The 26,370-nt window shown below is 30.1% G+C and carries 25 protein-coding genes; all 25 read right to left on the reverse strand.

The window, feature by feature from the left end; genetic code table 11:
- Positions 1-5 precede the first annotated feature (5 nt).
- On the reverse strand, positions 6-1,445 hold the full coding sequence (locus tag RWN11_RS00955; protein ID WP_314159923.1) for an Eco57I restriction-modification methylase domain-containing protein: 1,440 nt from the start codon (positions 1,443-1,445) through the stop codon (positions 6-8).
- Between the two features lie 7 nt (positions 1,446-1,452).
- Positions 1,453-2,286, reverse strand: a complete 834-nt coding sequence (locus RWN11_RS00960) for a KilA-N domain-containing protein (protein WP_314159924.1) — start codon at positions 2,284-2,286, stop codon at positions 1,453-1,455.
- Positions 2,287-2,648: 362 nt separating this feature from the next.
- Entirely contained in the window at positions 2,649-2,954 is a 306-nt protein-coding gene (locus RWN11_RS00965; protein ID WP_314159925.1) for a hypothetical protein, read from the reverse strand.
- A gap of 441 nt (positions 2,955-3,395) precedes the next feature.
- On the reverse strand, positions 3,396-3,551 hold the full coding sequence (locus RWN11_RS00970) for a hypothetical protein (RefSeq protein WP_314159926.1): 156 nt from the start codon (positions 3,549-3,551) through the stop codon (positions 3,396-3,398).
- 261 nt (positions 3,552-3,812) lie between these two features.
- Entirely contained in the window at positions 3,813-4,568 is a 756-nt protein-coding gene (locus RWN11_RS00975) for a hypothetical protein (RefSeq protein ID WP_314159927.1), read from the reverse strand.
- Positions 4,569-4,586: 18 nt separating this feature from the next.
- Positions 4,587-5,441 carry a dTDP-4-dehydrorhamnose reductase gene (rfbD, locus tag RWN11_RS00980; protein WP_314159928.1) on the reverse strand — a complete coding sequence of 285 codons (855 nt, stop codon included), beginning with the start codon at positions 5,439-5,441 and terminating at the stop codon, positions 4,587-4,589.
- A gap of 146 nt (positions 5,442-5,587) precedes the next feature.
- Complete coding sequence (gene rfbB, locus RWN11_RS00985) at positions 5,588-6,616, reverse strand: dTDP-glucose 4,6-dehydratase (RefSeq protein WP_314159929.1); 1,029 nt, start codon at positions 6,614-6,616, stop codon at positions 5,588-5,590.
- Positions 6,617-6,650: 34 nt separating this feature from the next.
- Positions 6,651-8,210, reverse strand: a complete 1,560-nt coding sequence (locus tag RWN11_RS00990; protein WP_314159930.1) for an RNA-binding domain-containing protein — start codon at positions 8,208-8,210, stop codon at positions 6,651-6,653.
- 143 nt (positions 8,211-8,353) lie between these two features.
- Entirely contained in the window at positions 8,354-8,926 is a 573-nt protein-coding gene (gene rfbC, locus RWN11_RS00995; RefSeq protein WP_314159931.1) for a dTDP-4-dehydrorhamnose 3,5-epimerase, read from the reverse strand.
- A 2-nt stretch (positions 8,927-8,928) separates the two neighbouring features.
- Entirely contained in the window at positions 8,929-9,801 is an 873-nt protein-coding gene (rfbA, locus tag RWN11_RS01000; protein ID WP_314159932.1) for a glucose-1-phosphate thymidylyltransferase RfbA, read from the reverse strand.
- A 61-nt stretch (positions 9,802-9,862) separates the two neighbouring features.
- A complete protein-coding gene (locus RWN11_RS01005) occupies positions 9,863-11,272 on the reverse strand; it encodes an oligosaccharide flippase family protein (RefSeq protein WP_314159933.1) in 1,410 nt (469 codons plus the stop codon).
- 119 nt (positions 11,273-11,391) lie between these two features.
- On the reverse strand, positions 11,392-12,489 hold the full coding sequence (gene glf, locus RWN11_RS01010) for a UDP-galactopyranose mutase (RefSeq protein ID WP_314159934.1): 1,098 nt from the start codon (positions 12,487-12,489) through the stop codon (positions 11,392-11,394).
- Positions 12,490-12,495: 6 nt separating this feature from the next.
- On the reverse strand, positions 12,496-13,635 hold the full coding sequence (locus RWN11_RS01015) for a hypothetical protein (protein WP_314159935.1): 1,140 nt from the start codon (positions 13,633-13,635) through the stop codon (positions 12,496-12,498).
- On the reverse strand, positions 13,628-14,689 hold the full coding sequence (locus RWN11_RS01020; protein ID WP_314159936.1) for a glycosyltransferase: 1,062 nt from the start codon (positions 14,687-14,689) through the stop codon (positions 13,628-13,630). Before RWN11_RS01020 ends, RWN11_RS01015 begins: the two co-directional genes overlap by 8 nt.
- A gap of 24 nt (positions 14,690-14,713) precedes the next feature.
- The gene (locus RWN11_RS01025; RefSeq protein WP_314159937.1) at positions 14,714-15,712 is read right to left on the reverse strand and encodes a Stealth CR1 domain-containing protein; all 999 of its coding nucleotides are present in this window, start codon (positions 15,710-15,712) and stop codon (positions 14,714-14,716) included.
- A 49-nt stretch (positions 15,713-15,761) separates the two neighbouring features.
- Positions 15,762-16,709: a glycosyltransferase family 2 protein gene (locus RWN11_RS01030; protein WP_314159938.1), complete on the reverse strand. Its 948-nt coding sequence runs from the start codon at positions 16,707-16,709 to the stop codon at positions 15,762-15,764.
- Positions 16,710-16,712: 3 nt separating this feature from the next.
- Positions 16,713-17,696: a glycosyltransferase family 2 protein gene (locus RWN11_RS01035; protein WP_314159939.1), complete on the reverse strand. Its 984-nt coding sequence runs from the start codon at positions 17,694-17,696 to the stop codon at positions 16,713-16,715.
- A gap of 12 nt (positions 17,697-17,708) precedes the next feature.
- Positions 17,709-18,983, reverse strand: a complete 1,275-nt coding sequence (locus RWN11_RS01040; protein ID WP_314159940.1) for a glycosyltransferase — start codon at positions 18,981-18,983, stop codon at positions 17,709-17,711.
- Positions 18,980-20,149 (reverse strand): beta 1-4 rhamnosyltransferase Cps2T, encoded by a 1,170-nt coding sequence (gene cps2T, locus RWN11_RS01045; RefSeq protein ID WP_314159941.1) that lies wholly within the window; start codon positions 20,147-20,149, stop codon positions 18,980-18,982. The genes RWN11_RS01040 and cps2T overlap by 4 nt, the downstream gene beginning before the upstream one ends.
- Before the next feature lie 313 nt (positions 20,150-20,462).
- A complete protein-coding gene (locus tag RWN11_RS01050) occupies positions 20,463-21,827 on the reverse strand; it encodes a sugar transferase (RefSeq protein ID WP_314159942.1) in 1,365 nt (454 codons plus the stop codon).
- Positions 21,828-21,851: 24 nt separating this feature from the next.
- The gene (locus RWN11_RS01055; protein WP_314159943.1) at positions 21,852-22,556 is read right to left on the reverse strand and encodes a polysaccharide biosynthesis tyrosine autokinase; all 705 of its coding nucleotides are present in this window, start codon (positions 22,554-22,556) and stop codon (positions 21,852-21,854) included.
- 11 nt (positions 22,557-22,567) lie between these two features.
- Positions 22,568-23,266: a Wzz/FepE/Etk N-terminal domain-containing protein gene (locus RWN11_RS01060; RefSeq protein ID WP_314159944.1), complete on the reverse strand. Its 699-nt coding sequence runs from the start codon at positions 23,264-23,266 to the stop codon at positions 22,568-22,570.
- Between the two features lie 19 nt (positions 23,267-23,285).
- Positions 23,286-24,029: a CpsB/CapC family capsule biosynthesis tyrosine phosphatase gene (locus RWN11_RS01065; protein WP_314159945.1), complete on the reverse strand. Its 744-nt coding sequence runs from the start codon at positions 24,027-24,029 to the stop codon at positions 23,286-23,288.
- The gene (locus tag RWN11_RS01070; RefSeq protein ID WP_314159946.1) at positions 24,030-25,499 is read right to left on the reverse strand and encodes an LCP family protein; all 1,470 of its coding nucleotides are present in this window, start codon (positions 25,497-25,499) and stop codon (positions 24,030-24,032) included.
- Positions 25,480-26,355 carry a diacylglycerol kinase family protein gene (locus RWN11_RS01075; RefSeq protein WP_314159947.1) on the reverse strand — a complete coding sequence of 292 codons (876 nt, stop codon included), beginning with the start codon at positions 26,353-26,355 and terminating at the stop codon, positions 25,480-25,482. The genes RWN11_RS01070 and RWN11_RS01075 overlap by 20 nt, the downstream gene beginning before the upstream one ends.
- Positions 26,356-26,370 lie beyond the last annotated feature (15 nt).

Raw genomic sequence — 26,370 nt, forward strand, 5'->3', positions numbered from 1 at the left:
CTCCTCTAAAAATTAAATTCTTCAATATCCTTCGATGTAATTCTCAATGAACTTCCACTAATATTTATCCCCACCTTCTTTACATAGTCCATGAAATTTTCACTTTCAAGAATTCTTTTTGCAAAATCCAAATTATATTCTTGGTTTTCATCTCTTAAGGAAATATACATTCCTGCATATGGAATATAATCCTCCTCTAGCCTATATATACAGACTTTATCTGTGATAATTGTTGATATAAGAAGTTTTTCGCATTTAATTCCTGAAAGTGCTTGCGTTCTTCCATATTCAAACCACTTTGATCTTTTGTCAGATTTTCTTTCTGTTAATTCTCTTTTGAATTGGCTCAAATAGAAAAAAGTACCAGGATATAAATTTGCAAATTCATTTTCTTCATATTTTATTAACCGATTATTAATATATTTATATGGAAAAATAATTTTTTCAACTTTACCATACCTTATAGTTCTTGGTGTTGCAGTTGGCATTACTGCACCTTTTTCAATCATGAAATTTCCAACTTTATAATATTCCTCTATTTCATCATACATATTTTCATTAATTACATATGCTTTATTTAACAAAGTTGCTATCACATGTGAAACTTTGAAATAATCGCCAAATCGGTTGTTTCCTATATTAAACTCATTAGAAAAAATCCATTTCCCTTTCATTATTTTTTTATTAATGGATAATCTATTATTACAACACATGTCGAAATATTTAATTTTTTTACTAATATAGTTTTTATCAAAAATTATAATAGCTGACTTAACTAATGCATCATCAAATATCTTTTCTTTTGTATAATCTTTTATGACAACAATATTCTCACTCATAAATTCTCTAAGTTTATCACCAAAAACCGTTTTAAATATACTACTCGGTATTAAATAAGACATTTTACCTTCATTTGATAACAACTTTATACTATGTTCTATAAATGCATAGCAATAGTCAAATTTCCCTTGTCTACATGTTTCGTATTTCTCCTTAATAAATGTTCTTTCCTCTTTAGACAAATCACTATAAGTTATATAAGGCGGATTCCCTACTATAAAATCGAATTGTGTTTTTATTTCACTTTTTAGATAGTCTTCATTATAAATTTTCCAATTAACATCCTGTATTTCATTTTCTTCCGCAATTAAGTTTAAGTTATATATGCACTTTTCAAATTGTTTTTTGTCAATTTCAAACCCAAAAATATTACGTTCTAAACCATCTTTTATTTTTTTGTTAGAATATTTAAGTTTTACTGCTTCTTCAATATATCTTTTAACTATTTCAACAAGAATATTACCATCACCACATGAATTCTCTAATACTGTTTTATTTATTATATTTCTACAATATCCAACCGAATCCAGCAACTCATTAACGTAATTTGATGGAGTAAAAATTTGACATTTATTCGCTATATTTTTTTTATTTAATTTTTTCATCATTAAATTACTCCATTTTTTTTATTACTTCATTATTTACTTTTTCCAAAGAAATAATTTGCTTTTGAGCAAGCTTTCTAAGTTCTATCATTCTTTCTTTTTGGTCCGTACCTTTTCCAATTAGGATTGCATTATAACTTTCCATATTTACAAGTACCAATAACTCATTCAGACTTGCATAGTCTCTCATATTACCCTTTAAATCTGGATTTTCTTCACACCACTGTTTTACTCTTTTATTAAATAAAGCAACATTTAGCATATCTTCTTCACTTTCGTATTTATAGGATAACTGTTCGTTGGTAAGATCCTTTAAGAGATATTCTTTGAGTGCATCTATATGGATTTTGTAGTTAATCTTTGAAATTTCCCTCTTCAAGTTCCAACCTAATGATAGTTTTGAATTCTCATCTAATTTAAGTCTTCTGTAATCTTGAATTACATACATCTTAAATTCAGCAGAAATCCATGAAGCAAATTCAAAGACAATATCTGTATGTGCAAATGCACCTCCATATCTTCCACCTTTTGAGATAATTCCGATTGCTTCTGTTTTCTCTACCCATTTCTCAGGAGACAATGTAAAGGGATTATATCCAACTTCCGATTTAATTCGGTCGAATTCGACCGAATTGAAATTCATGTTGTTTAAGCTTTCCCATAAACCAAGAAATTCAATTGTATCTTTTCTTCTCATCCAATTTTTAATTACATCACTTGGTTCATCACTTTTATACCTTGCAATATCCGTTAGACTTATATAGTCGTTTTTAAAATCTTCAGTATAAATTTGAATAGCAAAACCTTTTGCTTCAATCATATCTTTTTTTACCTTAGACATGTATGTTCCTCCTTTATGCTGATGTACTATTTACAACATTTATTTTCGTAATAACCGCTCTAAACAACATACCAACAATTCATTTTTCTAGTTTTAAACTTTGGTAGAAGCTCTAAAATCCTTGTAATTACTCGACTATTTGCCTATGTCATTATTATGACATGAAATCCACAAACAGGCTCTAACACATAATCAGTTAGCAATACATCAATAAATTTTGTCATAAGAGTTGTAATATGGTGGGGCGTTAAAACAATTCCTAGACCATTTCCGTCGCTACCTCCATATTTAACAAACTCGTCATAAAAATTACCTAAAATATCGTAATTTATATTTTACTTAAAATGATGAATAACTTTATCTTATAATTTTCTAATAAAATAATGAAGTGGTGTTATCCCCAACATCTCGTTTTTTCCATTTAAGTAAACATTTGTTTCTAAAAAAGAGAACTTATTAATAAGAATACTGACCTTGTCTTCTGGCATAATACCTTCAGCCGTAATATAATCTTTAACTGATTTCAGTATTCTCATTCCATCACTGCTAATTACTGGTTTTGTTAAATCCTCTTTCCCATCTTTACCTTTAGGATATTTATTACCCCTTAATTTAGGTATATCAATCCCATCTTCATTAAGAGCTAGAAGTATTGCTGAATTTACCATAGCCTTATTTTCGCCCTCAAGAGAAGCGTAATTCCTCAAATCCTCATGAAGCTCTCTAGAAACATTTTGCAACTCAAAAATACGTTTTTGTTCAATCGGAGCCTCTCCAAGAACATTAACAGAATACCATTCATTAATATTATCTAGATTAAGTACTTGGAAATCTCACAATATTGGAAAAATCTTTTCAGTAATCTCACTATCTACAAAACTAACTAAGACAGGTTAAATATTATGTAACTCCTCATCTCCTGTTACACCTATTGCAATTACTTCATCAAAAGAGCTAGTTTTAGTTACAATATTGTTTGCATAGTGAACCGCACCATTAACTGCATAGCCTGATAAAGAAGCAACATCCTTGGCAATAAAGCATTTATCAAACTTAATGAGTTTATCATTATCTCTCTTATTTTCTATAACAACTAGATAGTCTGAAATTTACATAACAAATTCAGGTTTCCAAATTCCAGATTTTCCTTGTTTACTTGCTACTTTAAGCGCTTTAGCTATTGAACCTTGTTCATCATAACGCACTCCAAACTTTTCTATTTTTCTTCTGATATATTGGTTAGTCGTTGTTGCTTCCTTTTTCATTATTATTCTCCTAGCATAATATAATCTCCAAATAATTTTATCATATTTCTAATTAAAATTCTATATATAATGTCAAAACGTAAATTCTCAAAGTAAATTTGTTAATTCCCTAAGTAAATTCCAGTTCAAATAAAAAACTGGAATTTAACCTGAAATCAATTTTTTAACTAGAACTTAAATTTGGAATAGTCAATCATAAGAAATATTTATCTAACTTTATTACGTTATTTAAAATTTTATCATTATCATCTATTCTCAACTCTAAGCAACTGAAATATCCCAGTGCATAAAATCTTCAATCGGCACTTCACTATTTACTGTCTTTACAGTACTCATCAAATAACTCGGAATAATTTCACTTTCTAATATCGTTTTATCATTTAGCATGGTTATAAACTCTTTTAAACTGACAAAATGGATGATTTTTATTCTTCCGTTACTCTTATCCAAAACATTCAAATACTCATCTTTAGAGATTTCAAAATTAAAATGCTGATTTTTATGATTATATACAGCAAGAACTATTTTTTTATCTTTGCTGTCATTTTCTCTATAAGCAGAAAAATATTTATCTATAATAGCTTCTACAACACGAGGGAAACAACTAATTTTAGAAGATATTATACCATCTGATAACGCCATCATAAGCATACTCTTTATCCTATCTTCATGCTTGTCCAATATTCTTATTGCATTTTTTATTTCTTTGCTAGTTTTCTCATCTAAATTCTTGTCACTGAGTCCCTTTTCTATTTCCTTAGACCACTCACATTCCACAAATAACTCTCCTCCTTTATTTATCTTATCACTCCAATCATTAAAATCTATTTTTGTACTTTTTTCATAATTTATAGAAAATCGTTTTTCTGCTCGATCAGCAATAAAAATATATATATTATTCCTTTTTAATTTTCTTTTTTCTACATATTTATTAAAATATTTTTTCACACGAAATAGCACAGCAATAATTTCTTTAATAATGGTTATCAACTCGGCTAAATAAGAAATATATTTCATAATATCCACCTCCTATAATTAACTTTCATATATATTATTAAAAATTTTATTTTTAAACTCCCCCAACGCTTCTTGCCATGTTGGGATTTCAAACCCTGTTTTTTTTGTTTTTTCTAAATTCATAATTGAATATTTTGGTCTATTTGCTTTTTGTGGGAAATCCTTAGATTCAATCGGTACTACTTCTACAGCTTCATCTTTTAGAATTTCTTTTGCAAATTCATACCATGAACAGCTATTATCATTTGATAAATGATATGTTCCATATTCTACATTATTTTCTACTGAATATACCATGAATTCTGCCAATGTTTTTGTCCATGTTGGTCTTCCGAACTGGTCTGCTACGATTGTTAATTTATCACGATCTTTAGCTAATCTTTGCATTGTATATACAAAGTTGTTTCCATATTCTCCGAATACCCATGATGTACGAATTATATAGTATTTTTCTAATAATTCTCGTACTGCATTTTCACCTTCTAATTTTGCTCGACCATATTCATTTTGTGGATTAGTTGCGTCTTCTGGTAAATATTCCGTTTCAGAAGTCCCATCAAAAACATAATCAGTACTAATATACACAAAAGTTGCTCCACATTCTTTTGCTGCCAAAGCAAGATTACGTGTTCCTTCTGCATTTACTTTGTGATTATCTTCACGACCAACATCTTCAGCATTATCGACAGCTGTGTACGCTGCACAGTGATAGATTACACTAGGATTTAATTCCTTAACATATCTGCTAACTAAATCTTTATCTGTTATGTCTAATTCTTTTGTTGTTGTGGCTACATAAGAAATATCTCTTGAATCTAAAAGATTTCTTAATTCACTACCTAATTGTCCATTACTACCTGTAATTAATATCATTATATTACCTCCTAATAAAAAGGGAGTGACTCAAAATCGTGATTTTGGAGAAATCGATTTTGTCAAGTCACCCCCGCAAAATTTATGAACCCTCATATAGATTTTTTTAATCTAGGACTATTACTTTCGGGTCAACCCCTTTTTTATTACTGTCCATTTTTAGCGTAATTAGCTTCTACTGCTTTTTTTTGTTCTTTCCACCAAGATTCATTTTCTTCATACCAACGGATAGTTTCAGCTAATCCTTGACGGAAGTCTGTGAACTGCGGCTTCCATCCTAATTCATCGCGTAATTTAGAAGCATCTATCGCATAACGTAGGTCATGTCCCGCACGATCATTTACATGCTCATATGCATTCTTATCTTCACCCATAAGTTCAAGGATTAACTCAATAACAGTTTTATTATCCTCTTCTCCATCAGCACCAATTAAATATGTTTCTCCAATTCTACCTTTTGTTAAGATAGTCCAAACTGCTGATGAGTGATCTTCTGTGTGAATCCAATCTCTCACATTCTTTCCTTCACCATATAGTTTTGGTGTTATTCCTGACAAGACATTAGTTATTTGTCTAGGGATAAATTTTTCAATATGTTGATATGGTCCGTAGTTATTTGAACAGTTAGAAATAGTTGCCTTAAGTCCAAAAGATCGCACCCACGCTTTTACTAGTAGATCTGAACCTGCTTTTGTTGATGAGTATGGGCTTGATGGATTATAAGGTGTTTCAGCTGTAAACTTCTCTCCAACTCCTTCACCTTTTCCTGGTAAATCTTCACGTAATGGAAGATCTCCGTATACCTCATCTGTAGATACGTGGTGATATCTAACATCATACTTACGACACGCTTCGATTAAAGCATATGTTCCAATGATATTCGTATGTAAAAATGGATACGGATCTTTTAGGGAATTGTCGTTATGAGACTCTGCTGCATAGTGTACTACTGCATCAGTCTTACTAACTAATTTATCTACTAATTCAGCATCTGAAATATCTCCAACTACTAATTCAAATCTATCTTCTGGAAGCCCAGCAAGATTCTCTCTATTTCCCGCATAAGTCAATTTATCCAGAACAGTCACATGAATATCTGGATGATTATTTATAACATAATGTACAAAGTTAGAACCGATAAATCCAGCTCCACCTGTTACTATAATATTCTTCATTTTTTCTTGTTAACTCCTACTTAATTTTATCTTTCTACTTCTCTATACTTTTAATGATCCATTCTCCTGCTTTTGTTGACCCCTTACGTTCTAATATACCCTCTTTTTTATACTTACTTACATGATATTTAGCTCCATCATAAGTTAATCCCAATTCAACAGCTAATTCTTTTATAGTAATCCGTGGATGCCTTCTAATTATCTCTAGAATTCTACCTTGCTGGGTAGTTTCTTGGGTAGTTTCTTGGGTAGTTTCTTGGGTAGTTTTATGAATCTCATTTTTATTACTATTTTGAACTGTTTCCATGAACTCTTCATTAATTTTTATTATTACATTTGTATAGTCATCATCTTTATTATCTAATACATATTCCAAAGAAGGTGATGCATTTGCTCTCAGCGCTTCTTTGGCGCGCCTTACTCCCGAACCATAAGACTCTATTAAATTCAAGGAATAGAACATATCTTTTAATTCACCACTAATATACTGCCTATTATCAAAACTATCCTTAGAATTTAAGGAATCTATAGTCACAGGTGGCAATGGGCGATTATGATTAATAATCGAAATATAATTTTCATAAATATATACACCTATATATTGTTGTGATTCATAATCTTTATGAACTATTGCATTTATTAGTAGTTCTTCAAATGTGGAAAGCGGATAATTGTATTTGATATTATGCTCAATTTTATCTTCTTTCCTGATTGTATGTGATCGCATAACCTCATCTTTAAAATAGTCTATCACTCTTTTTGCCTGCTTCCAAATTGGTCCTGCAAAATCCTTAGCTTCCATTTTATCTGTTTTAGAAACTTCTCTTATTACTTTAACAAATGCCCCAGGAATAAATCTCCTAGGTTCATCACAAAACATAAGTACAGCAAAATTCTTAACTCTAAATTTTCCTAATTCAGTCTTACTAATCAAATCTAGACTTTTAGCCATTTCAAGTTTATTTTGCTCTTTTATATCTTGTTTTGATTCTGTTTCAATAAGGTATTCTCTCATATATTCATAATTTAAATCATCTAGAGTTGCAGTATTATTTAATGAACTCGAAAATAATTTCCCAGTAAATTTTTTTAATAACACTAATTCTTGTGACGGAGATGGTAAAACACTGTCTCTATTATCCCTTATATACCTACCAGGTTTCAGATTAATCCCCTTAGTACTCTCAGCTTTATCACTGGTTTGATAGGGTCCATTAGTACCAGGTTCTACAGCGATTATTAAATACTTAATACCTTGATATTCATTTACTATAATTTGATAACATATTCTTGGATGTATATTCGCTAATAACTTCCTCAATTGATTTTCTGTTGTTTCTATCACAGACTCTTCTATTCCACAAATTGGAATTTTCGGAATAGCCTTTATCCCCTTCTCGATATCGTTTTCTTCCTCTACTCCAATGAATATTAAACCTATTTCCGATTCCATATAATTATTGGCAAATGCACATGCGGTTTTTAAAATTTTATCTTTAAAACTAGCAGATTTTTTATATTCTATATATTCATTCTCTATTTTCTTTGATTGCAAAATTTCATTCGCAAGCTCCTTAATATCTTCTATTTTCATAATATTTTCTCACCTTTATATAATATAAATATACACTCTAATCTTATCAAATTATTCTTTAATATACTTCAACTTTGAATCTTTAAAATAACATATACAACTACTTTCTCATCAATGATGAGTTATGAGCTCCTACTCAGTTATTATATCTCTCCATATACGAAATCATTATTTGCTTCATATTCTTTAAATGTAGGATGTTTAGCATCTTTTTCTGATGTAATAGCTTTTGATAGATCAATCTGCCAGTCAATTCCAAGCTCTTTATCATCGAACGCAATTCCTGCATCTGCCTCTGCATTATAATAATTATCACACTTATACATGAAGTTAACATTAGGTGTTAAAGTCGCAAAACCATGAGCAAATCCTCTAGGAACTAAAAGTTGTCTTCTATTATGTTCTGAAAGGATAAAACTTTCCCACTGACCATATGTAGGACTGCCTTTTCTCATGTCGACAATAACATCAAGCACTGCTCCAGTCACCACACGAATAAGCTTTGTTTGCGCAGCACTTCCTCTTTGGAAATGTAAACCACGAACAACACCAGCTTCAACTGATAATGAATGATTGTCTTGAACAAAGTTAAAATCTATACCTAGTTTTTTATATTTTTCTTCAGAATAACTTTCCGTGAAAAATCCGCGATGATCACCAAAAACATCTGGCTCTATTATTTTTACATCTTTTAATTTTGCTTCCATTACTATCATTGTTATAACTCCTGTTCAGCAATACGTAACATATATTGTCCGTAATTATTTTTCTTCAACGGTTGTGCTAACTTAATCAATTGTTCTCTATCGATGTATCCCATGCGATATGCTATTTCTTCTAGACATGCAACTTTAAGATTTTGACGTTTTTCTATAGTTTCAATAAAATTACTTGCTTCTAGTAATGATTCATGTGTTCCTGAATCTAACCATGCATATCCACGCCCTAAAAGCTCTACATTTAATTCACCTTTTTCTAGATATGCTTTATTTACGTCAGTTATTTCTAACTCTCCTCTTGGAGAAGGTTTAATATTTTTCGCAATATCTACTACTGTGTTATCATAGAAATATAAACCAGTTACTGCATAATTAGATTTAGGTTTTTCTGGTTTTTCTTCGATTGATACAGCCTTCATTTCCTTATCAAATTCAACAACCCCAAATCTCTCTGGATCATGAACATGATATCCAAATACCGTAGCACCACTTGGACGACTAGCAGCACGTTGAAGCATCTTACTAAGTCCACCACCATAGTATATATTATCTCCAAGAATTAAGCACACAGAATCATCACCGATAAATTCTTCTCCAATGATAAACGCCTGAGCTAATCCATCTGGACTTTCTTGAACTTTGTATTCAATGTTTAAACCTAATTCATTACCATTTCCAAATAACTCCTCAAAACGCGGAGTATCTGTTGGTGTAGATATTATTAAAATATCTTTAATTCCTGCAAGCATTAAGATAGACATCGGATAATAAATCATCGGTTTATCGTATATTGGCATCAATTGTTTTGATATCGCCTTTGTAAGAGGATATAAACGCGTTCCGCTTCCTCCCGCTAAAATTATTCCTTTCATGAAAATCACATCCTTATTTTAGAATAGTTTATTTTTCTTAATTATATCTTTCTCATATATATTACTTTAAAAGTGTTCTGATCTCTTTAATGTTTATTGTTCTTAATACAATATTCATTATAACATACGTAATACCACCAACTCCAATATAAATCAATAGCCCAACTACTCCTTCTAATCCTAACATATATTTACATAACATAATAGCTATAAACATTAGGAGAGATGCACTAATAATTTTTACTAGATCAATATTAAACAATAGGTTCTTGCTAATAATATTACGGCTATAATACCATTGAATGGTAAATACAAGAATTTCTACTACTACAGATGTTATACTCGCTCCGATATATCCAAAAAATGGAATGACTACAATATTAACGACTACACTGACAAATGCAGGTATCGTTGTTGACAACATAAATTCTTTATTCTTATTTCTAGCCACTAATACTTGATATCCAAGAATATTAGTCCACCCAATGAACATAATGTTAAATACTATAATATACAAGACATACTTAACATCTTGGAAATTTTCTCCTAAGAATAATTTAACAAACACTTCATTAACCGCAATTAATCCGAAAATCATTGGAAAAATTATTAGATTATACAAAATAAATGAAAATCTCACCATATTTTGTGCTTCTTTTTCTTTTTTTTCAGAAAGAAGATTCGCTACCCTAGGAAGCATAACAGCACCTAATGAACTAACTACAGTAATAAGAATACTCGTTAGCTTCTGACCTTGTTCATAAATTCCAACATCCGAATACGACCCTAAAATACCTAGTAACGTTTTGTCCAATACCACATAAAGCGAGATAGCAACTTGCGGTAAAAATAATAACACTATTGGATGAAAATTTTTCTTAATAAGTTTAATATTAAATGAAGGGTATTTTATAAATTTCTTTGCTGGTACCCACATTACAAATTGTCCTAGAAAATCAAATACGATAATTAGAAATGCATAAAGATATAAATCTTCACTACTTTTAACAAGGGTGAAAATACTAATTACTCCAGATAATTTCACAACAGTATTTCTAAGTGTTATTTTCTTAAAATCTTCTTTTCCTGCGAATAACCATGAAATATCAATCATTTTTGAAAATAGAACAACACCTAATATTATCGGTATTATTCCACCCATATTTGGAATACTAATGACCGCTATCACATACGCAATAAGTGCAAGCAAACTCGCAATAAATTGAATTGCATAAATATTCCAAAATGTGCTACTAACATCACTTGCAGCAGCGATTTGCTTCGTACCATATACTGCAACTCCTAACATCGCAAATAAGGAGAAGTAATTTACAATAGAGCTATAAAATACATAATTACCTAAATCTTCACTAGTAAAAATCCTTGTAACATATGGAACTGTGATTATAGGAAGAATTATCGTTAATATTTGATACGAAAGATTGTATAAATAATTTTTTATTACTTTCATTATATTTCCTCATCATACTAAGAGTTTCTAATATTATAAAGTAATCTCACTTCACAAAATACCAACTGCTATACACTAAACTATAACAGCTGGTATTAGAATAGAGTACTTATTCCCTCTTATTTATTCAATTCCTCTCTTACTACATTAAGAGCTCTTTCGATTACTACGTGCATATCATAATATTTATAGTCTGCAAGACGTCCGCAGAAGATAACATTTTTACCTTTTGCTTCTTCCAAATATTTTTGATACATTTCATTATTTTTAGCATCGTTAATTGGATAGTATGGTTCATCCCCACGTTTCCAATCTACTGAGTATTCACGCGTAATAACTGTTTTCTCTTGAGTACCTTTTTCGAAGTGTTTGTGCTCGATAATACGAGTGTAAGGAACTTCACGCTCTGTGTAGTTCACTACAGCATTACCTTGGTAGTTCTCTTCATCTAGTACTTCATGTTCAAAGCGAAGACTTCTATATTCTAATTCTCCGTGTTTATAATCGAAGTATTGATCGATCATTCCTGTGAATACTACTTTTTTCGCACTTGCTTCTAATTCTTCACGATTCTCAAAGAAGTCCACATTTAGTTCTACTTCGATACCTTTCAGCATATTGTCAATAATAACATTGTACCCACCAATTGGAATACCTTGATATCTATCGTTGAAGTAGTTGTTATCGAATGTGAAGCGTACTGGAAGACGTTTAATAATAAATGGTGGTAGTTCTGTAGCACTGCGTCCCCATTGTTTTTCTGTGTAGCCTTTAATTAAAGTTTCATATACGTCAGTACCAATAAGTTTGATAGCTTGTTCTTCTAGGTTTTTAGGTTCACTATCTTGCAGATGGGCTGTTTGTTCAGCGATTTTAGCTTTTACTTCTGCAGGAGTCTTAGTTCCCCATAATCCATAGAAAGTATTCATATTGAAAGGTAGATTATATAACTTACCTTTGTAGTTTGCTACTGGCGAGTTAATGTAGTTGTTAAACTCAGCAAATTGATTCACATAATCCCACACTTCTTTGTTAGAAGTATGGAAGATATGTGCACCGTATTTGTGAACATTGATTCCTTCAACGTTCTCACAATAGATATTCCCACCAATGTGGTCACGTTTATCTATTACTTTTACTTTTTTTCCTTGTTTTGTTGCTTCATGAGCAAAGATTGCACCTGACAATCCAGCTCCTACTATTAAATAATCGTACATGTTCTATTACCTCTTTAGATTATAAATTATATCACTACCTGTAATTAAGTATCCTAAGAACAGAATAGATGGATTGTGAGAAATCTCTAATAATTGCGGATCGTATATACAATGAATTCCTAATATAACAATCATTAACGTATAAAAAACATTATTACTCAGTTTCTTTTTCCCTAATAAATAATATCCTACAATAATTAATAATATTAGTATTATCCCATAGTTAAATAGTATATTAAGAAAAGATGAATCTACATAATCGTATTCTATTTCTGACATCCACTGGTTCTCTGTCACCCACAATATCTTTTGACCGAATATAGTAATTCCAAATTCATCCCATGCCTTATCAGCCAAACGTAAACGCCCTGTAACTAATGTATTTAATAATTCTCCTACTTCAGTTCCAAATCGATATAGGAACAACGTACCTAATGATATTATGAAACCACATAACATAGTATACTTGTTTAAAAAATTACTTTGCTTCGATAATTTTAAATATTTAATGATCGATACTAAAAATAATAGTAATACACTACAAGCAAAAGCAGATTTAGTATCAGTTTTTATATATAAGTAATAATTAGTTATAAATAAAGCTATTATCTCTAAAACTTTTATCTTTTCTCTTCTAATGAAGCTATAAAATAGTGTAAAGTGGAAAAAATAGTTTGCTGAGAAACTAGAGTACCCATATCCTAATCCATATCTTATTTTATCTCCTTCTCTCCCGAACACACGAGTTGTTTCACCTATGATATCCATATAATAAGAAACTGATACAAATAACATTAATATAATAATTTCAAATAACCAAATTCTTAATATTTTTTCTAAATTAATGTTCCTAACACTTATTACTAACAAAAAAATTGGCAATAATGTGTAATAAGTTTTTGTCATAAAAATTATTACTGATAAAATAGGGATTAAAATTAAAATTGTATATAACTCTATTTTACTATGTTTGTCTATTAATAATTTTACTAATAACATGATACAAGCAGATATTACTAATATCTTACTAACATTTTTTAAGATAGAGAATCCCTCTACAAACATAGTTCTAGATAAAAAGTCAACAAAAATAACTAATACAAATGAAAAGATATATAAATACTTTGATACTATACTTCTATTCATATTCTTTGACTTCCCTTCTATCTAGACACTTCTCAATTGCTCTCTTAAAATAGTAGCCATCTCTAAGTTTTAAACCTACTTCTTTAGCATTTTTCTGTATTTCATCTAGTTTTTCTTGAGGAGTATTACTTAATATTTCTTCAATTTCCCCAAGATTATCAATCAATATTCCTACATTATTTTCTTTAACAAATTTCGCAATTGCCGCTTCTTTCCATATTAATACTGGAATTCCAGCTGATAAATATAACGAAGTTTTGTGTGGATTATTATATCTAAGATAGTTCCCTGTATTCCCACTACAAGTTTCTATACTATCTCCATCCCAAACTAATCCAAATTCTCCTTGTAGCTTGTTGGGCAATTCATCCGGAGTAAAGCTTCCTAAATAATAAATATTCTCACTCAAATTGATGTCTTTATCAAAACTTGGACCATATAAATTTAATGTATAATTTGGATTTTGTTCAATTAATTTATACAAATAACTACTTTTTGCTCTATTAAGATTCCCTGCTATAATTAATCCTACTCCATTATTCTCTGTTTCTTGACTTTTATTACATAAGTAATCAAATATATCCAAATTAACTAACTTACTTTCACTAATTCCCTCATTAACTAAATACTTCTTCATACTGTCATTGTGACAGACTATCTTATCAAACATGGGCAAAAGAACCTTATCTGACAATATTGCAACTTCTTCATCGTAAGTTGAGGTCCCCCCACGTAATAATTCTAAATCATGAATAACAGTAACAAACTTGGTTTTCTTTATCTTCTTAAAAATTGGAATAAGTTTAATTGCTTCTTTAATTCCATACATTGGATGTTGAAATATTATAACATCATCTTTCTTCAATTTAAACAATAAACTTAACCACAATTTACCAACTTCAAATTTTTTCTTAAGTTTAGATGCCTTCCCATCTTCTATCATTAACTTTAAGCTTTTAAACCCTAACTTTTTTGATATATCATATATATCATTTGGAGCCTTTGGACCTGCAGTGTGCTCATCATTTTTTCTAAGTTCAATAAAATATATCATATAATTCCTCCATCTTCAGCAATTTTATAATTCATATTTTGATTTATTAGGAAACTTTTCTTCAAATATCTCTAATATTTCTTTTTTTGTTTCTTCGAAATTTTCAATATCTGTACTATCATTAACACAAATAACTTTACATTTATCTTTCATAAGAATATTTCTTAATTCAATATTTGAATTAGAAATCTCATAGTATCTTCCGAAGTTTATATTTCGGGGAATAAAGTCTCCACTACATAAATTCCAATACCTCATCAGCCAGTGATTAATCTCATCTTTCGATCTAAATTTATTCTTGTAAGTATCAAGAAAAAGTTGTTTTTCCTGATTTTCTAATAGCTTAAAGACACTCTTCTTATGTGATATAGGAATATGATAATCATAAAAACCCAAAACAGGTTTCCAGAGTAGAGCTACAAAATTTTTTATTAAGTGTTTTCCATAAGATAGTTTAAAGAATTTCTTTCCAGCAACATCTAGCACAGATTTTTTGTTAAAATACTTATTTATAACCTCCAAGTTATTCAAGACAATAGAAGCAATCCCCCCATAATTTGGAACTAGTGGGCTAAATACTCCTATATCCTTTGGTAATCCATCCTCGAAAAAATCTTTCTCAGTTGTAGAATTCATCAAAAATATATCATCATTAAATAAAATAAAGTTCTCAGATAAACTCTCAATATTATGTAAATTTAATTCTATTACATTCGAATTATATGTAGGAAGAAACTTCTGATCAATAAAATCAGAATGCTTTACTATCACTAACTTCTCATGATTAGCATTCAGCCATTCGGGTAAATGTCCTTCAGTAATAAAGAAGATTTTATTCACCCATGGGGCATACCTCTCTACTGCACGAAACCAATATTTAATTAAGTTCCAGTTTCTATATCTTTCATCGCTATTCATTGTTTGATTAATACCTGTATTACCTAGATATTTATTTTTCTCGTTATACCAATTTAAATCTTCTGAATCAACCCAGGTAACAACGATGTCAATTTTTTCAGTCATTTTTACACCTTCTAATTATAATTTTTGTATATAACAAACTTAACATTTTTTATAATATTTTATAAAGATATTTTACAAGAATAGGTGATATCATCATCAATCTAAAAAATAATTCAAATTTTCTACCTAATAAAAATTTATTTTTAATAATAAAATCCTTCTCTTTTTTTAATAATTCAAGATACTCTTTATTCTGAATTTCTCCTTTTTCTGATAGTTGTTCACATAGTCCCCAAATCATATATTTATATTTTTCCAACTTTATTACATTTTCATATTTTTCTTCGTTCTCTCTAGAAAACAGATTATCCCATATTTTAAATGCTGTAATTTTTTTATCAGAATTCCCTGGAATATCAGTGTTATGTATATCGTAAACATATAGTTTCTCAGGTATAATACTAATCTTACTGATATATTTAAAATATATTAAATTAAATCCTAAATCTTCACAAAATTTTATCTTTTCATCAAAAAAAATATTTTTTTCATCCAGTATTTCCTTTTTATAAATTTTGTTACATGCAGATCCTCTAAGTTTCACTAAACTACCTTTTGATTTTAATACCTCAGTATATATATTTTCCAATGCAATATTTTGTATATCCTTTTCAACTAATCCACTGCTAGTATAATCACACATAACTAAGTCTAATCCTTTTTCTTCTTTGAACGGTGCTAACATTTTTGGATAAAACTCTGACATAATAGTATCATCAGAATCTACAAAACTTACATACATTCCTTTTGATATTTTCAAGCCATTATTCCTAGCAACTGAAACACCAAAATTTTCTTGATTTATGACATTTACATTTTTATCTATACTTTTTATTTCATTAAGTATATTTAATGTATTATCTGTCGATCCATCATTAATGAAAATCACTTCATACAAAAATAGATTATCTATTGATTTAACAATACTTTTATAACACTCCCTAATTGTATCCTGACAATTATAACAGGGTACAATAATAGAAATTTCAACATTCATAAATTATCTAGTTCCTTCCTTAGTTAAAATTTTCTTTAATTTAATTATTGGGATTAGTAACCTCGATTTATATAATGCATACTTGATAATTTTATCTTGTTTATATACTGCAGATATTCTTGCTTTAGAACATTTCAACTCAGATAGGATTTCTCTTTTTAAATCATCATCCTTATACGTTGATTTAGTATAATTAATTAATAATTGAACTAACATCATTTTATACCAAGTATCTATATTAGAAAGATTTCTCTTGTTCATTTCCAAGTATCGTCTATTCACTTCATATATTTCTTTTGTGCTTACTAAATAATCAGTCATATTTTTTATCGTAGAGTTACTTGTAATAGAGTTTGGATTCTCTAACCAATAATAATATAAAGTGTAATCAGTAACTACAATATTCTTAGCTTTAAAATAAAGTTTATATATAGTTGCTAAGTCTTCATAATTTCTTCCCTCTGGAAATCTTACATCATCAAACAAATCCTTTTTATATAACTTATTACAAATAAAGAAATCTAATTCACCGGAGAATAATTTATCTACATAGCTTAATAAATTACACTCATAACTATCTTTAATTTTATCATTCAATTTAATAATATTCTCCGTTTTTCTTTTAGCAAAACGAAGTTTAAAATTAATAATATCACATCCTTTTTCTACATATTTATTCAATTTTTCTAGAGTATCTTCTGAAATCCAATCATCTGAATCAACAAACATGATATACTCTCCTGAAGCAATATCTAAACCTGCATTTCTAGCAGAAGATAATCCTCCATTAGCTTTATGAATAACCTTTATTCTACTATCAATTTCCTCATATTCATCACAGATTTCTCTACAGTTATCAGGACTACCATCATTAACCAATATTATTTCTGTATTCTTGTACGTCTGATTAACAATGCTGTCTATACATCTTCTTAGATACTTTTCAACATTATATATTGGAATAATAATACTAATTTTTTTATGCATTCCCTCTCCTTATTATATATCACTATTATATATATCCAGTAATTTTCTATAGTGTTCACTCATAGTTGGAAAATTCGTTATCTTATTAACTTTTATCATCTCGTTATTTAACTGTTCTGCTAAACATATATAATTAGTAAAAATATCTTCCTTCTCTAAAATTTCTTTAGCCCCTACGCTATCACTAACAAATACCTTTACTCCAAACGATACCCCTTCTAAGACAATCAAGCCAAATGTTTCTTTCCACTTACTTGGAACTATTAATACATCAATTTCAGAATAAACATCTCCACTTTTCTTACTATCAAACCTACCAAATTGTTTAATAGAATCTGGACATTTATTATTAGGCTTATGCCCATATGTTCTCACTTCATATTTATCTCTATCTAATAATTCAGCAAATTTTATAAAGTCAAAATATCCTTTATATTCTTTATCAGGCCCAATATAAGCAATTACTGACTTTTTATTTTTCACTTTTTTTTCTATAAAGTTTTCCTTTTTTATATTATAATTTGTTACAGGAATAACTTCTAAGAAACTTGGTATTATTCCATTTTTCATGTACACATTTTTTGTCTGCGCACTATTAAAATGAAATATATCAATTAAATCAAAAACTGATTTATAATAGTTTTTTAACAAAGTAAAATCCTTGTATTCTCTAAACTGATTATTTTCAGGTTTCTCATTTTTTTTAATTCTTATAATAACTTTTCCTATTTTTCTAATTAAAGGATAATATTTACTTTGAAATAAATAAAGTTTTTTTATACTCATAGCATTTTGTGACATTAAATTCCATGACTCATTTGTATTTTTCTCATCAAAACTTACTCCATTAGCATAAAAGGTCGGATCTGGAGCTAATCCATAATAATCATGAGTAGTAAAAATCATTTTTATTTTTAACTGCTTAGCAACTTCAAAAAACTCTTTATGTATCCCCATCAGTGTGTGAATATGTATAATATCAGGTTTAACTTCTTTTAAAAATTCTAAATAGATACTTTTATCAATTTTCTCCATAAAGATATCAGGATTGGAAATACCTCCAAATAACGCTAGAGGTAATCCATTATTCAATTCATATTTTACTATCGTATTTTTGTTTTTTTTTCTTATATTAAAATTTCTATAAAAAATACTCTGTTTTCCTGGATACAAAACAAAAACTTCATTACCATTTTTCTGTTGTTCTTCCATCAAGTCTATAGAGTACTTTACTAATCCCCCTGTTCTATGTGGAGGGAACCCTAAGGTATAATGAAGTATTCTCATCCCCTAAACTCCTTCTCATACTCGTCAACTATATATTCCCAAGAAAATTGTTTCTTAATTCTCTCTTTAGCATTCTCTTCAAGAATCTTTATCTTTTCTTCATCCAGCTTTTCAACTTCCTCTATAAGAATATGAAGATTGTCTTTTTCCCAGTATAAAGCTCCATTTTCTCCAACTTCTCTATTAAAGCCTACATCTAATAATAAGTTTAATCTAGTACTTCCTAAAGCTTCTAATAAAGATGGATTTGTTCCACCAACTTCATGCCCGTGGAAATAAGCAAAAGCATTTTCTCTTATATATTTTAGCAACTCTTGATCATATACAGTTCCAACAAATTTGATACGTGCATCTTTATCAAATCCTGTAGTCTCTTTTAACTTTTCATAAAATGAATTTTGTTCAACATTAGTTATTAATACGAAATCCTTTTTACTGTTAGATTTCATAAATTCTCTAATCATTGTTTCGTAGTTATTTTCTGGAACGAATCTTCCTACTACTAAGTAATAATCTTTTTCTTTAACATTCTTACTAGAAAACCACTCTCTAACTACTTCACTCTCACTTGTAAGAGTACTCTTATTCAAGTCTGTCCCATAGGCTATATAAGTTGTTTTCGGATTATATTTTTTATAATCTTCTTTAATGTATTTTTCTATATTTTTACTATCACAAATAAGTTTATCTGCGTGTTTCACCATTAGACTCTCTGATATTTTCCAATATTTTCTAACTGGTAAACTCCATTTTTCTCTTAACCATTCATGCCCGTCTGGATTAACTAATAATACTCCACCTATTTTTTCAATTTTTTTCTTTAAGCGAGCTATAAAAGGTCCTATTCTACATGCGAGAACATAAAATATAGGTCTTTCATATTTTTCTTTTTCTGCTTTTTTTATCGCCCATTCTAATGCTTTTACATCATAATAAATTGCTTTTGCTGGTCCAATATTAGGTAAATCTATAGTGTAACAATTTGCTCCATTATGTACAAATTCTTTTTCTACAATCCCAGACTTATCACTATTTTCTTTTGTACATGCTACATGATATTGTATATTTTTGTCTTTTTGATTCTCTGTTAATTTCTCTATAAACGTTTCAAAACCACCATATTTGGCTGGTATACCTTTTGAACCTACTATAAAAATATGTTGCATTTTGATTTCTCACTTCCATTTTATCAATTTTTATGTTAATATATCCATATTCACTTATATAAGTCTGTGTTTTAGTTTGGCGACGGAACACAGTCTTTTTTATTTTAATAAGAGCGACTCAAAAATCGTGATTTCATAGAAACAAGATTTTGTAGAGTCGCCCTCGCACACAGTTTATTGGATTTAAAAGTAGCCACTATAAAGCGATTTTTGGAATCAACAAACTACTGAGTCCTAGTATAGTTCACAATGAATTCTACTATACTTTCGGTCAGTACTCCACTCCCTATCATTCGTTTTTACTTTTCCTGTATTACTTACTTCCCTCTCTTTTTAAGACAACCATTATAGTTTTAATTATAATTTTTATGTCCAGTCTTAGCGACCAATTTTCGATATATTTCATATCTAGTTTAACTACTTCTTCAAAATCAAGGATGTTACTTCTTCCACTGACCTGCCACATTCCTGTAATACCCGGTTTTACCTGCATACGTTTGAAGTGATGAAGGTCATACTGCGTATATTCATCAACTGTTGGAGGACGTGTCCCTACTACACTCATATCTCCTTTAAGTACGTTGATAAATTGTGGAAGTTCATCCAATGACCAATCTCTTAACTTTTGTCCAAATGGAAAAACTCTAGGGTCATTTTCCATTTTAAACATTAATGTCGTCTCTAACTCGTTTTGACTAAGTAATTTTGCTTTCCTTTCCTCAGCGTCCATATACATACTTCTAAATTTATATATTTTGAACTTTTTACCATTTTGACCTATTCTCGTTTGAGTGAATATAAGTGGTCCTGGGGCTTGTTTTTTCACTATTGGTAGTATTATTATTGCAACAAGAATTGTTAATAGTATTCCCGCTATTGAAATTGCTATATCCATAACTCTCTTCAGAATTACCTGGCGCAGTGTTGCAATTTTTATAGCTGATGTTAGGTAAATATTATCCCCTTGGAAGGTAACCACTGTATTCGCCCCAACCTCTTTTATAATCGGGGTGATATTGATTTTTGTAGGTATACCAAGCACTTCAAAAATCTTAAAAATCTCGACCAAACTAGTCTGTGATGATAAATTGGCATATATTTCATCAACCCTGTGACAAGATAAAAAATCTCTAATTTCACTTATATTATGAACTACAGGCTTATCATTATAAAAATCCTCTTTTGAAGTGTTAGCGTATGCCAACACCTCATAATTATCTGGAAGTTCACCAATTGTACCTAAATCACAAAAGTCAGATAATATTATAATATTACGACTATCATCTCGATATTGATTATTTATTCTTTTAGAAATAGTTCTTACACAATAAATAAAAACAAAAGATAAAATTAAATAAATAATCCATTCAAAACTCTTCATCATGTCAAAGAAATCATTACTATTAATTACCACTAAAAACAATGTGAATAATGAAACAACTTTTAGAACATATAACGATGTAGTCTTAACTTCCTTAAGATAACCTCGTTCAGATATTGTCCAGTATTCTTCTGACATAAGCGCCACAAGAATACCGATAATATTCATAGCGATAAAGAAGTATAAGTTATCTTTTGATTTCGATTGAAAATCAAAACTAAGGATATAGGCTAAAGATAAAGCTATTAAATCGGTCACCAAGAACAAAAACTTATTATTTCTTCTAATATAATACATCTTGTTCTCCTCTTAACTTAAGATTTATTTTTTACCTTTTTTTCCGTGTTCTCCATAGCTACCATAGTGCCCATAGTATCCGCCATAACCAAGTTCATTTGAGCTAACTTTATTTAATATTACACCTAAGAATTCTGCTCCACCTTTTTCTAGTTGTTCTTTACATTTTTCTAGAGTTTTTTTCTTAACTTTGTTCGCTTCTACTACCATAACTACCCCATCAGTTTTAGGAGCTACGATAGCCGCGTCTATTACCTGACCAACTGGTGGTGTATCGATAATTACATAGTCGTAATATTCTCTGAATACTTCAATCATAATGTTGAAGTTCTTGTTTTGTAGTAGTCCTGTTGGATTCGGTGGTACTTGACCAGCTGGAATAACATTAAGATGTTCTACATCAGTTTCATAAATAACGTCCTCTATTGGAGATACCCCTGATAGGTAATTTGATAATCCGCTAATTTTGTGTTTAAATTTAAAACGTCCTGCCATAACTGATTTACGCGTATCGGCATCAACTAACATAGTTTTTAATCCTAGCTTCGCTAATGAGATTGCTAAGTTAGTCGATACAGTACTCTTTCCTTCATTCTCTGAAGTTGACGTTATCGCGATTACTTTTTTGTCTTTCCCTAAAAATTGGATATTTGTACGTAAGGTGTTAAAATATTCATCATTTTTAGGATCTACTATTTTTTGGTTTGTTAGTAAATTAATTTGTGCCATGTATTTTCACCTTATCTCTTTCCTGTTTTTGTATCTGGAACTACACCTAAAAGCACTAATCCCATTGTTTCTTCAATATCTTCTGCTCGTTTAACTCTATCATCTAGTAACTCAAATAACACTACTCCAGCTACAGCTAAGATAAATCCTAATGCTGTCGCTAAAATTCCATTTCTAGGAATGTTTGGAGAACTTGGAGAGTTAGCTGCTTTGGCTTCTTCTAATGTTGTTACATCATCAATTTTCGTTACTTCTTTGATTTGGTCTGCTGATACCTCTTTTACAGTATTCGCTAAATCACTCGCAACTTGTGGGTCTTTATCTTGCACAGTGATTGAGATAATACGTGTATCCTTTGGTGCTTCTACGCTAACTTTTTTCGCTAATTGTTTTGCTGTAAGATTTGTCCCACTTTTATCTGCCACTTCTTCCATAACTCTGTTAGAAAGAATAATCTCTTTATAGTCTTTTACTAATAGTGAACCTAATTGAACGTCTTGTGTTGTGATTGCTTTATCATCTTTCTTTTGGTTAACTACGTACACTTTCGTAGTAGATGAATATTGTGGAGTCACTAAGAAAATACTATAAGCTAATGATGCCGCCGTGAATAGTAATGTTACTAATACTATTAATACCTTCTTCTCCCAAATTCTTCTTAACAGTAGCATAATATCTAACTGTATTAAATCTTTTTCTTGATTATCCATTATAATATTTATCCTCTCTTTATATTATTTTATTCATTAGTAATTTTTCTTGATTTTTTTCGAATAGTTCGTAAGCTATTGTTGGTCCGTATTTTTTCTCGATAATATCATATGCTTCTTTCATATACGTTCTTCGAGTGTCCATATTGTGCATATCACTAGCGATGAAATGAACTAATTCTTCATCTAAGTACTTTTTAGCGCGTTTTTTATAGTGTTTGTGTTTATCACCAAGTAATTTTGGTTTTAAAACACTTGCTGCATTCACTTGGATGTAAGCACCCATATTTATTAGCTCCTGAACACCTTTTTCATCTACATCATTGTATCTTTCAACATGTGCTACTACTGGTGTTAATCCAAGTAGTATAACCTTGTTCAATGCTCTATGAATCTCTTTATAACGCATTTCATAAGGAAATTCTACAAGTACATAGTCCGTCTCCGCTAATCGAGGGTATTCCCCACTTTCAATCTTAGCGATTTCCCCTTCTTTGTAGTAGATTTCGCTACCTAAGTAGACTCTTAGATCTTCCGCTACTTCAGTGGCGATTTCTTCTACTCGTTTGAAGTTTTCTCTTATTATTTCTATGTCTGTTTCGAACATCCCGCGTCTTCTGTGAGGTGTTGCGATAATAGTTCTAACACCTTGTCTATAACTTTCTTCTAGTAAATCACGAGTATCTTTTTCAGTTTTTGCACCGTCATCTACTCCGAAGACAACATGGGAATGTATGTCTATCATTCTAATTGCGTCTCTCATCTACTTACCTTCTAATACTTCTTTAATATTTTCTGTAACTTCTCGTAAACTTTGTTCACTAATCTGTGTCATGTATAAATTTGCCCCTGGCATCGCATATGAAGGTAATCCCATACTTCCTGTTCCTGTTAATGCTTGTGAAGTTACATTATAATCTTTACCTGCACTAAGCTGCTCATTCGCAAGTCCCATAGCTGTTTCTATCGGCATGTTTGTCTGAATTGACTCGCTTAATTCTTTAATAACGCTTTGGTAATTTGATAAACCTTCTTTCGAAGTCAACTTTTTAATTATTGCCGTAATAACTTTTTCTTGGTTTTTACCTCGGTCATTATCTCCACCAGAAAGTCCATATCGTTCACGGACGAATCCTAATGCTTTTTCAGCATCTAAGTGAACTAACCCTTGAGAGAAGCTATATTTACCATGAAGTGATGTAAACGCCTGATCATTATACACATCTACCCCACCAACTGTATCAATAAGTTTTAGGAATGATGTGAAATTAAGTCTAGCGTAGTAATCTATCTTAATACCATATAGATTTTCTAGCGTATGGATCGAAGAATCTACCCCATACAGACCTGCATGTGTAAGTTTGTCGTATTGGTTATTACCACCATCAGCGACTTTTACATAAGAATCACGTGGTGTTGTCGTTAATAAGATTTTACCAGTTTTTTTGTTTACTGTCATAATAATATTAACATCTGAACGACTAACACTAGATACCGGTCCATACGTGTCAATACCACTTATGTAGACGTTGAAAGTATCACCTGCATTTTGTTTTGCTTTCGCATTTACTGATTTTGTTATTTTAAATTCATAGATTTTTTTCGTTTTATCTTTAAAATCTGCATGTTGGCTAGTAATAAGATCTTCGAATGAGCTGTTAAGTATCATCGCTCTGCTAGTTCCTGCGGCTAATTCTTCGTAAGCTGAGATATAGTTTTTAGATTCCGCAAGGTTTAGACTTTGTTTTTCTTTATCGCGAATCTCTTTCATCAACTTATTAATATTTTCACCATCTGCAGATACTGGAGCTGCTACTGACTCTCCATTTAAGTCGGAAAGTTTTTCAGCTGCATCGTTTTTCATAACAACAACACTCATCGTGTACTCACTCACCGCCGCATTACTATTTAAGTTGTCGAATAAGCCGATTGCCGTTCTAAACTGCATGTAAGAAAATACCAAGGCTATATTCATAACAATCAACATTATCGTATTGAATATTCTCGCTTTTTTCTTAATTACGAGGAATATCGAAAGTATTATTGCTAAGATTATTACTCCGATTATCCCGTAGTTGATACCTCTAAAATTTAGAAAGTCGTATTTTAGCATCGTCCAACTTACTAATCCTCCAAGTATAATTAGTAAGACTGTTAATATCCCATTAACGATTTCGAAAGCACCTATACTATCCTCGTGTCTTCTATTTCGACTACTTGAATTTCTTCTCATTTCTCTCCATCCTCTTCAATTTATAAAATTTACTAATACAGCTTAGATTTAATTTCTCCTCACTGTCTATTAATTCTCCATCAATTTGAAAGTATCTCTGATTTGTCTTTATAGTTAATCTATCCGTCGTTATTTGTTTAACTTTCCTCAGTTTATTATGTTTTTTAAAAAGTAGACATACATAATTATAAATAAAAGTTATTAAAGACATATTTTCCATTATCATGACGTGAAGTTTTCCATCTTGACCTGTCGCCTGCGGGGCGAATTTTATCCCGCCACCTTCATAAGGTTGAATCATCGCGTTAAGCAAATACAACTTGTTGGTCGTGATTTCTCCGTCGTCCCATGAAATTTCCGCTTTATATCTTTTCAACATTAAAATACCTATTACTCCTTCGAGAAGATAGATATGCTTTCCTAGATATTTCTTCATCTTTGAGCCATTAGCTCTCTTAATAACGTCAGCATTAAACCCGATATCAAATCCCGAACAGAATTTTCTATCATTAACAATACCTACATCATATTCAATAAACTTTTTTGAATCTAATAATCGACTTATTTCAACATCCTTTTTGAACCTTATAGATCTCGCAAGATCATTCCCCGAACCATACGCAAGATAAATAATCTCTTTTCCATGATAGTTATTTATCACTTCGTTAATAGTTCCATCGCCTCCGATGACTATCAACTCATTTCCACGAACTTCATTCATCAAACTATTTGCATTTTTATTTTTTGAAGTTTTCAACACCTTGTAAGGCAACTTCTTTTCTTGTAAAACTTGTTCTATTTTATCGAGTTCAATAAGACTTTTCTTACTTCTAGAATTAACTATTATTTCAATCATATTCCAATCCTATAC

This window comes from uncultured Gemella sp. (assembly GCF_963519265.1).
GTDB lineage: Bacteria > Bacillota > Bacilli > Staphylococcales > Gemellaceae > Gemella.